Origin of the sequence: Pseudooceanicola aestuariicola, assembly GCF_045763785.1 — a bacterium.
Lineage (GTDB): Bacteria > Pseudomonadota > Alphaproteobacteria > Rhodobacterales > Rhodobacteraceae > Pseudooceanicola.
The window spans coordinates 1-699 of the sequence record NZ_JBJGSF010000029.1; the positions used below are offsets into that span (position 1 = coordinate 1).

General features: G+C 58.2%; 1 protein-coding gene. It reads left to right on the top strand.

Features of this window, described 5'->3' with window-relative positions:
* A partial coding sequence (locus ACI3GR_RS20140) for an IS3 family transposase (RefSeq protein ID WP_407497039.1) occupies nucleotides 1–665 on the top strand: 665 nt, incomplete at its 5' end.
* Between the last annotated feature and the right edge of the window lie 34 nt (nucleotides 666–699).

Sequence of the window (699 nt, forward strand, 5' to 3'; positions counted from 1 at the left end):
GCTATCGTCGGATCGCGGCTTTGCTGAGAGATGCGGGCTGGGAGGTGAACGACAAGCGGGTCGAGCGCCTATGGCGACGAGAGGGGCTGAAAGTGCCAATGAAGCAACCGAAGAAGGGACGGCTCTGGCTGAATGACGGATCCTGTGTCCGGCTGCGTCCTGAGTATCGCAACCACGTCTGGAGCTATGACTTTGTCCACTGCCGGACGGAGGACGGAAAGGTCTTCCGGACGCTCAACATCTTGGACGAGCACAGCCGGGAATGCCTGGCGATAAAGGTGAAGCGCAAGCTGAACTCGGGTGACGTGATCGATGCCTTGAGCGACCTGTTCATCATGCGGGGTGTGCCGGATTACATCCGGTCTGACAACGGCCCGGAGTTCGTGGCTGAGGCCGTTCAAGATTGGATCAGGGCCGTCGGCGCCAAGACCGCTTACATCGCGCCCGGGTCACCTTGGGAAAACGGCTACTGCGAAAGCTTCAATGCCAGGTTCCGCGATGAACTGCTCAACGGAGAAGTCTTTTACAACCTTCGGGAAGCGGAAATCCTGATCGAACAATGGAGGAACCACTACAATACCAAACGACCACATAGTGCCTTGGGCTATCGCCCTCCCGCCCCGGAAACCATCGTCCCGATGGACCCGAGACCGGTCATGCACTAACAATCAAACCGGACCACTCAGGTGGGGCTGATCA